Here is a 7,387-nt window from a genome sequence, read left to right as displayed (position 1 = left end):
TGCGGCCGTGATGCGGAAGAACGACCGGTTGACGTTCTGCGGGTCGATCGGGCGGCCGGTGCGGGTGGTGAAGACGTACGAGGACGGGGAGAGCTCCACTCCCTTGCGCCGCGCCGCATCCGACTGTCGCATCCGGTGCCAACGGAGCGCCGCAAGGCAGATCAGGGGGAGGGGCAAGGGGCGCGCCCGGCCGCTCTTGGTGGTGTCCTCGTAGAGCTCCCCACCCACACGCTGCACCTGCTTGCTGACCCGCAACACGCGATGCTCGAGGTCCACATCCGACCAGCGAAGCCCCAGGATCTCGCCGCGCCGTAGGCCCATGGAGACCGCCAGGACGAAGGCGGCGTACAGCGGGTCGCTGCGTGCCTGCTCCAGGAACGCCAGCGTCTCGTCCAGGTCCCACGGAGACAGGTCACGACGGGGCACCTTCGGGGCCTCCACGAGCGAGGCGGCGTTGCGCGTCACCAGTTCCTCACGGCAGGCCGCGGCGAGGGCGGTCCTCAGCACGCGGTGTGCCTCTTTGGCCGTGGCCGGGGAAGCGAGGCGCGAGACCTCGGCGACGAAAGTCCGCACGTGGCGGGGCCCCAATGCCTCCAGGCTCTTGGTACCGAGCAGCGGCACGAGGTAGAGGCGCACGTGCATGGCGTACTTGTTGTACGTCGTCCGCTTGCGGTTGGGCTTGATGAAGTGGTCCAGCCAGTACGGCAGCCACTCGGCGAGCTTGGCCGACCGGGTGGGTACCGGGACGCCGGCCTCCACCTTGTCCAGCAGCTCCCGTCGCTTGGCGTCGCACTCTGCCCAGGTCTTGCCGTAGGCGAACTTGCGGGCGCGGGTGCCATCCGGCTGGAGAACGTAGACCGCGCACTGGAAGCGACCGTCCTTGCGCCTGGTGATGGTGCCCGCGCCGTTGGGGTTTCGCTTGCGCTGTCCAGGCATCAGGCGGCGGCCCCCTCGGTCTCGTGGGTGATGAAGTCCCGTACGGCATCGGCGGGGATGCGGCGGGCGCGGCCGATGGTGATGGAGACCAGGCGGCGTGAGCGGATCAGGTCGTAGACGGTGGAGCGGCCGAGCTTGAGCCGGGCCATGACTTCCGGGACAGTCAGCAGCTCTGCGGTTGCGGTCGTCATGCTGCGGCTCCTTCCAGGGCCAGTTGGTCGCGCAGGGCTTCGCGGGCGGTGTCGCGGTTGAGCTGGAGGTCGCGAGCGATCGACGCGGCGAGGGCGGATTCGCCGGGGGTGTGGCCGTGGCCGGCGTATTGCCAGTCGGCCAGGACGAGCACGGTGTCCGGTTCGACGTCGTCCAGGCCGAGGGATTCGCGTTCTTCTGCGGCGCGGTAGTCGGCGCGTGTCTGGCGGAGGGCGCCGAGGGTGGTGGAGTAGCGGCGGGATTTGGTGGAGAAGTGGCCGCGGAAGCCGAGCATGTGGGCCCAGGCCCAGAGGCGGCGGTCCGGGTAGAGCGAATCCAGGAGCTTGCAGGCTTCGATGAGGCGGCGGGCGTGGTCGGGCACGGCGTGGCGGTCGAGTTCGGCGAGTTCGCCGATGCGGCGGTCCAGGGTCCCGGTGGTCTCGGCTGCTTTGGTGGCGTACTTGGCGACGTAGGCGGCGACGGCCTGTTCGGTGATGTCGGAGCCGTCGCCGAAGGCTTTCACGGGGCGTACGTCGAGTTGGGTGCCCCAGCGGAAGGTGCGGGCGGGCTGGTCGCCAGCGGCCGGCACCGAGACTGAGGTGTAGGAGTGCGCGGCGGCGGCGCGGATCGCGTCGGCGAGGAGTTCGACCGTTGCCCAGGCCGGGGGCGGGGTGTCCGGTCCTTCCGGTCCGTCGATGCGGATCACGGCGTGGAAGTGCACAGCACCGCGTTTCTGGAACTCGGCAACCTTGCCGTACGACAGACGGGCGTGGTCAGGGAGTTCACGGCGGGTGAGGCTGGCCCGGGCGGCGATCTCCCGGCGGAGACGGGTGGTGAACCTCATCCACAGCTGCCCTGCGTGGTTGTTGAAGAGGACCGCGCCCGCGTAGTCGTACGTGGCCGGGTCCAGGGCCGTGCCGAGGGCGGGGTCGTCAGTGGTGTGACGGGTGCCGCAGCGGCAGGCGCCTCGGTCGGGCCGGTTGTGGACGGGGCCGAAGGAGGGGGCGGTGAGGGTGGCGAAGACGCGGGGGTGGTCGCGGACGGTGGCGGGGATGTCGCGGCGGTCGTCTCCGGCCAGGCCTGCGCGGATGAGGTGGTAGGTGTCGCCCGCGTAGGTCCATGCGCAGGCGGGGCAGCGGGAGGCACGCCGGTTGCCGCACGCGATCCGGAGGCGTCCGCCGGGCTCGTTCTCGGTGCTGTAGTGGTGCAGGGTCTCGCCGGTGGTCTTGTCTTTGTGGAGGGTCCATCCGGTCAGGTGGATGGGGTCGGCGCAGCCGCCGGTGCGGCGGATCTGGTCTTCCCAGCGGTGGTAGTCGTCGGCCGAGGCCACCCTCAGCAAGTCGCCGAGGGTGGTCGGGTCGAGCAGCTGCTCAGGCACGGGCGCCCTCCCGGTTGCGGCGGGTGGGGGCAATGCCGGTGCCGTTGCAGGCGGGGCAGTGGGCGGTGATGGTGCGCAGCTGGCCGCGGGCGTTGCGGCCGCCGAGGGTGATGGCGGCGGAGGCGAAGCCGTCGCAGTTGGGGCAGATGCGGGGCGCCGTTGTGGTGCGGTCGGTCATGCTGGGGTTCCTTCCGGTTCCACGGGATCGGATGGGGGCATGGCTCCCGGGCGGTGGATGCTTGGCGGTATCAGGGCCGCCCGGGGGCCGGTCAGCGCCGCTTGGCGTCGGCGGTGATCAGGGAGCGGATCACCAGGGCGCAGATGGCGAGCGAGGCGCCGGTGATGGCGACGGCGAGGAGCATGGAGACGACGACGGCGCCGACGACCAGGACCACGGCCGTGCCACCACCCACGAGCGCGATCACGGCACCGGGCGTGAGCTGGACGATGGGCCGGGCCGGGGCCACCGGCACGGGTGCGGGGGCTACCGGGTGTTGCACGACGGTGGCTGGCTCGATGACGGCGGGCGGGGTGACGAGGCCGGTCGGCATCGGGTTGGTGGGGACCTTGGGGCGGAGCACGGTGGATCTCCTCTCGGTGGGCGTTACTTGATGAAGCTGTCGATGGCGGGGGCGAGGACGCTGTCGGCGAGGAGGAAGCCGCCCAGGAGGAGCACGGCCACGAGCCAGGCAGGTGGGCGGATGAGCTTGACGCCGAGGTAGCCGACGACGATCAGGGCGAGCCAGAGCGGAACCTGCATGGGCTTGTCTCCTAGCGGGCGTGGCAGCGGTGGGTGCGGGCGGCGAGCTGGGCGGCGGAGGAGCTGGAGTAGTCGGCGGACCAGCCGCACCGGTCGTTGGTGCACACCGCGGCGTGCTTGGTCTGGCCGTTGCGGTCGCGGTGGGTGCCGATCTGCACCGGGCCGATCCGCATCACAGAGTGGAACTGGTCACGGGCAGGCATGGTCGGTGGTTCTCCCTTCGGGGTTAGGCGAGTTGGGCGGCGATGGCGTCGGCCAGCGGCGGCGGGACGCCGAGGCGGGCGCGCAGGGTGTCGGTGTCGATTCGGGTACCGGTGCGGGCCCGGTGGTCGTCGGCGACCTTGCGTGCGTGCTCGACGAGCACCGCCGGAACCGCAGGCACCGGGTCGGCAGCCGGAAGGACCGGGGCCTGCTCGACCGATACGGGCTCGGGCTCTGGAGCGCTGACGGGCTCGGGCTCGACGCGGGGTGCAGGGTCCGGGGCCACGGGTGCCGGCAGATGCGGCTCCTGGTGTCCATTGGAGTGGGCGAGGAGAGTGCCGCCCAGGAAGGCGAGGGCGGGCCATCCGGCGATGCCGAGCCGGAGCAGGGCGGGCGGGTTGGCCAGGTCGAGGAATCCGGCGGTGGCGATGTTGGCGCCGAGTGACGCGAACAGGGCGATCACAAACCAGGACCAGGCCAGCCGGGAGGGGCCGTCGCTGCGGAGGCGTCGCCAGGCGGCGACCAGGAGCAGGTCGACGCTGACCGGGTAGGCCCACGCCTTCCACCCGGCCTGCCCGGCAGCGGCGGCCAAGTCGTGCAGGTGGGCGAAGGACAGCGCCCCGGCAATGACGGCCTGGACCAGCACGGCATCGATGCGGAGTGCGGGGCGGCTCATCGTGACTCCTTCCTGGTATGAGGCATGGAGGGGTAGGGACCTGGCGCGAAGACGGTCACGTCAACCGCAGGGCAGGGAGGGTCAGGCCGTCGCCGGGGCAGCCTTGGACAGCGGCACCGGAGCCGAGGAGATGCCGGGCAACGAGGGTCGGAACGGCGCCAGTTCGGGCAGGTCCGGGGTCCGATCGGCATACCCGTTGCAGACGTTCACGGCCTGGCGCAGGGAGGTGTGCGGGGCGCGGATGCGGTGCCAGCCGCCCGTGGAGTCACCGGCGACGGCGACGCCGCGCATGTCGGCGGGGATCTGGATGGCGGCGAGGACGGCGTCCGGGGAGATGTCGCCGAAGGCCATGTTGGCGGAGGTTTCGTCGTTGACGCGGTGGGCGGTGCGGCCGGTGAGCTGGGCGCGGAGCATGGTGATGCCCTTGCCGAGTTCGGAGCCGAAGCGCTGCCCGCAGATCTCCAAGTAGATACCGGCCGCACGCCCGAGCTGAGCCAGCCTGACCAAGGCGGTGACGATGCGCTCCCGCCGCTTCTCCTCCTCCTTCGAGGCGAACAGGGCCAGTTCGGCAACCTCGTCCACCAGCACCACCACGGGCGTGGGGCGGATGTCGTCGGGCAGGTCCCAGATGTCGGCGGCGATCTCCGCGTCCGGGATGTCGGCAGTGATGCGTTGCTCGGCGCGGATGAGCTGGTACACCTCCCCCATGCGAGCCACGAGGGCGTCGAGGAGGTCGGCGGCGGTGTCGGGGTTGTCAGCCAGGGCGGAGAACCGGCGGGCCAGCGGGAAGAGTTCGACCCCCTGCTTGCAGTCGATCCCGACCAGGGCGACATCCTGGGCGGCCAGTCCGGCGACCAGGTTGCGTTGGTACACCGACTTGCCCGACTCGGTGGCGCCGAGGGTGAGGGCGTGGGGTATCGCCCGGTAGTCGCGGTAGTGGATCGAGCCGTCCTCGCGCAGGGCGACGGGGACCCGCATGGGGCGGGTGACGGTCGTGGCGGGCATCTGCACCCGCTTGAGGACGTCGTAGCCGGTCATCCGCACCTCCACCACACCCGAGCGGACCTCCCGCGAGGTGACGCCGTACATGGAGAAGGAGTGGCGCAGCCGGTCGGAGGCGGCGGCGACGTCGAAGGCGTCCTGACCGGGCCGCAGCTTCAGCCGCAGGAGCAGGCCGGTGCGGGTCGGGCGCAGCAGGAGGATGCGCGGCGGGCGGGATTCCGGGGCGGGCCGGTTGGTGGCCCGGGCTAACGCCAGCCGCCACCGTGACGGGGCAACGGTCAGGCCGCAGGCGTCCATGACCGTGGCATAGCGGACCAGGACCCGGATCGAGGCGAGGGTGACCCCGAAGGTCAGCCAGTACCAGGCCGGGCGCCGCCACCGCAGGAGACCCGCAGCAGCAGCGACCAGCACCAACGCGACCGTGAACCCGGTCATGATCAGGCCGCCTTCGCCGAGCCGGCGGCGAGCGAGGTGACGGCGACCGCGCGGAAGGCGATGCCGTGCCGCTTCTGGCCGTTGAAGTCGTTCTCCCACGGCCGGGCGATCAAGCCCGTCAGCGCGACCGGGGTGCCCATGGCCAGCTCACCGGAGATGCCGGGCTCGGGGACGGTGACGGACAGGATCTCGACCTCATCGTTCGCCGCGAACATCACGTCCACGGTCATCAACTTCGCCCCGGTCTCGGCATCGGTGGCGATCTCACCGGTCCGGCGGTCCTTGACCTTGGGCTGGGGGGTCTTGGCGACCATCACGGTCGCCGCGGAGGTGTCGACGGGAATCTGACGCACAGCTGGTCACTCCTCTACAGGGGTTGGACTCCGTCACTCATGTACATGAGTGACACGAAGAAGAGTGCCTGACTCCTATACATGAGTCAACCCGTCGCGATGAAGAACTCGCGACGGGCTGAGGAGAGTTGAGTCTGCGTCAGTCGGCAGCAGGGATCCGGTACTCGAAGATGAACTGGTCAGCGGCCATGAGCGTGTCACAGACCTCCACCACACGGCCCTCGGTCGTGCGCGCCTCACGGATCAGGTGGACCACCGGAGCACCGGGGCTGAGTGCCAGTTCCGACGCCTCCGCCTTGGAGGCCGTACGCGCCTGCAGCGTTTCGACGAACTCCGCGAACTCGTGCCCGTGGTCTTCGAGTCGGGCGTAGATGCCACCGCCGCCGGGGTTCTCGGCGAACAGCTCGGGGATGTCCTTGACGACATCCCACGGGAGATAGGACGTCGCGGTCTCGACGGGGGTGCCGTTGCGGAAGTAGAGGCGACGCCGGGCGAGCACCTGGGTGCCGGCCGAGACGCCCAGTCGCTCGGCAGCATCCTCGGGGGCTTCCATCGGGCCGATGTAGAGGACGCTGACCTTGGCCGTGGCGCCGGACTGCGCGGACTCTGCGAGGTACGCGGCCTTGCCGCCCTGGCGGTGCGAGCGCCGGAAGCGGTCGGAGGAGCGATGCCGTACAGGCGGGCGATCCTTCACGATCGAGCCCTTGCCGTGTCGCGTCTCGACAAGCCCGCTCGCGCGTACCTCGACCATGGCCTTGCGAATCGTGCCGCCCGAGACGCCGTAGCGGTCCACCAGCTCCGACTCACTCGGCACCATCTCACCAGGCTTGAGGACACCGGCCCGGATCTGCTGCACGATCTCCTCGGCGATCTGCACGTACCGAGGTACGGCCCTCTCACCTCCTACCGCTGTTCCCATAGTCCTTCTCTTCCTCCTATGCTCCTGTACATGAGTAACAGTGCCAGGGAAGGCCAGTCAACGCCGCTGCACTCCGTGTCCGTGGCCGGAGTAGTGGTGCGCGAGGACGGACGCCTCCTGGCGATCCGCCGAGCGGACAACGGCACTTGGGAGCTCCCCGGCGGCGTACTCGAACTCAACGAGACCCCCGAGGCCGGCGTCGCCCGCGAGGTCCTGGAAGAGACCGGCATCCACGTCGAGGTCGACGAACTCACCGGGGTCTACAAAAACACGACGCGGGGCATCGTGGCTCTGGTCTTCCGCTGCAAGCCCTCGGGCGGCACCGAGCGCACGTCCACCGAGTCCACCGCGGTCGAATGGCTCACGCCCGACGAGGTCAGCAAGCGCATGGCCGAAGTCTTCGCAGTCCGACTCCTGGACGCCTTGGACGGCAACGGCCCACACGTCCGAAGCCACGACGGCAGGCGGCTCATCCCAGCGGGATAAGACTTTCCCTACTTCATCAAGGCCCGCGCACGGCACGGGCGCGCGCCGCCTC

At 70.3% G+C, this 7,387-nt stretch carries 12 protein-coding genes; 1 reads left to right on the top strand and 11 read right to left on the bottom strand.

Annotated features, from left to right (window positions below):
• The 11 genes from VXC91_RS40345 to VXC91_RS40295 all read right to left on the bottom strand — a co-directional run.
• Positions 1-936 (bottom strand): site-specific integrase (locus VXC91_RS40345; RefSeq protein ID WP_329512340.1); only part of this gene is annotated, 936 nt, incomplete at its 3' end.
• Complete coding sequence (locus VXC91_RS40340; protein WP_329512339.1) at positions 936-1,127, bottom strand: helix-turn-helix domain-containing protein; 192 nt, start codon at positions 1,125-1,127, stop codon at positions 936-938. The genes VXC91_RS40345 and VXC91_RS40340, both read right to left, overlap by 1 nt.
• On the bottom strand, positions 1,124-2,503 hold the full coding sequence (gene repSA, locus VXC91_RS40335; protein WP_329512338.1) for a replication initiator protein RepSA: 1,380 nt from the start codon (positions 2,501-2,503) through the stop codon (positions 1,124-1,126). Before repSA ends, VXC91_RS40340 begins: the two co-directional genes overlap by 4 nt.
• Positions 2,496-2,681 (bottom strand): hypothetical protein, encoded by a 186-nt coding sequence (locus tag VXC91_RS40330; RefSeq protein ID WP_329512337.1) that lies wholly within the window; start codon positions 2,679-2,681, stop codon positions 2,496-2,498. The genes repSA and VXC91_RS40330 overlap by 8 nt, the downstream gene beginning before the upstream one ends.
• A gap of 91 nt (positions 2,682-2,772) precedes the next feature.
• Positions 2,773-3,084 carry a SpdD-like protein gene (locus tag VXC91_RS40325; protein WP_329512336.1) on the bottom strand — a complete coding sequence of 104 codons (312 nt, stop codon included), beginning with the start codon at positions 3,082-3,084 and terminating at the stop codon, positions 2,773-2,775.
• Positions 3,085-3,107: 23 nt separating this feature from the next.
• The gene (locus tag VXC91_RS40320; RefSeq protein ID WP_329512335.1) at positions 3,108-3,263 is read right to left on the bottom strand and encodes a hypothetical protein; all 156 of its coding nucleotides are present in this window, start codon (positions 3,261-3,263) and stop codon (positions 3,108-3,110) included.
• An 11-nt stretch (positions 3,264-3,274) separates the two neighbouring features.
• Complete coding sequence (locus tag VXC91_RS40315) at positions 3,275-3,466, bottom strand: mobile element transfer protein (RefSeq protein WP_329512334.1); 192 nt, start codon at positions 3,464-3,466, stop codon at positions 3,275-3,277.
• A gap of 23 nt (positions 3,467-3,489) precedes the next feature.
• Entirely contained in the window at positions 3,490-4,140 is a 651-nt protein-coding gene (locus VXC91_RS40310; RefSeq protein WP_329512333.1) for a DUF2637 domain-containing protein, read from the bottom strand.
• A gap of 81 nt (positions 4,141-4,221) precedes the next feature.
• Positions 4,222-5,577 carry an FtsK/SpoIIIE domain-containing protein gene (locus VXC91_RS40305; RefSeq protein ID WP_329512332.1) on the bottom strand — a complete coding sequence of 452 codons (1,356 nt, stop codon included), beginning with the start codon at positions 5,575-5,577 and terminating at the stop codon, positions 4,222-4,224.
• Between the two features lie 2 nt (positions 5,578-5,579).
• Positions 5,580-5,930: an SCO3933 family regulatory protein gene (locus VXC91_RS40300; RefSeq protein WP_329512331.1), complete on the bottom strand. Its 351-nt coding sequence runs from the start codon at positions 5,928-5,930 to the stop codon at positions 5,580-5,582.
• Positions 5,931-6,069: 139 nt separating this feature from the next.
• The gene (locus VXC91_RS40295; protein WP_329512330.1) at positions 6,070-6,849 is read right to left on the bottom strand and encodes a GntR family transcriptional regulator; all 780 of its coding nucleotides are present in this window, start codon (positions 6,847-6,849) and stop codon (positions 6,070-6,072) included.
• Between the two features lie 18 nt (positions 6,850-6,867).
• On the opposite strand from VXC91_RS40295, the gene VXC91_RS40290 reads away from it, so the two are divergent.
• The gene (locus VXC91_RS40290) at positions 6,868-7,335 is read left to right on the top strand and encodes an NUDIX hydrolase (RefSeq protein WP_329512329.1); all 468 of its coding nucleotides are present in this window, start codon (positions 6,868-6,870) and stop codon (positions 7,333-7,335) included.
• The last annotated feature ends 52 nt before the right edge of the window (positions 7,336-7,387 follow it).

The sequence above is a fragment of the Streptomyces chiangmaiensis genome (genome assembly GCF_036281785.1).
In the GTDB taxonomy this organism is placed as follows: Bacteria; Actinomycetota; Actinomycetes; order Streptomycetales; family Streptomycetaceae; genus Streptomyces; species Streptomyces chiangmaiensis.
The sequence above is the reverse complement of the archived record's forward strand: the minus strand, read 5'-3'. Positions and strand labels throughout refer to the sequence as shown.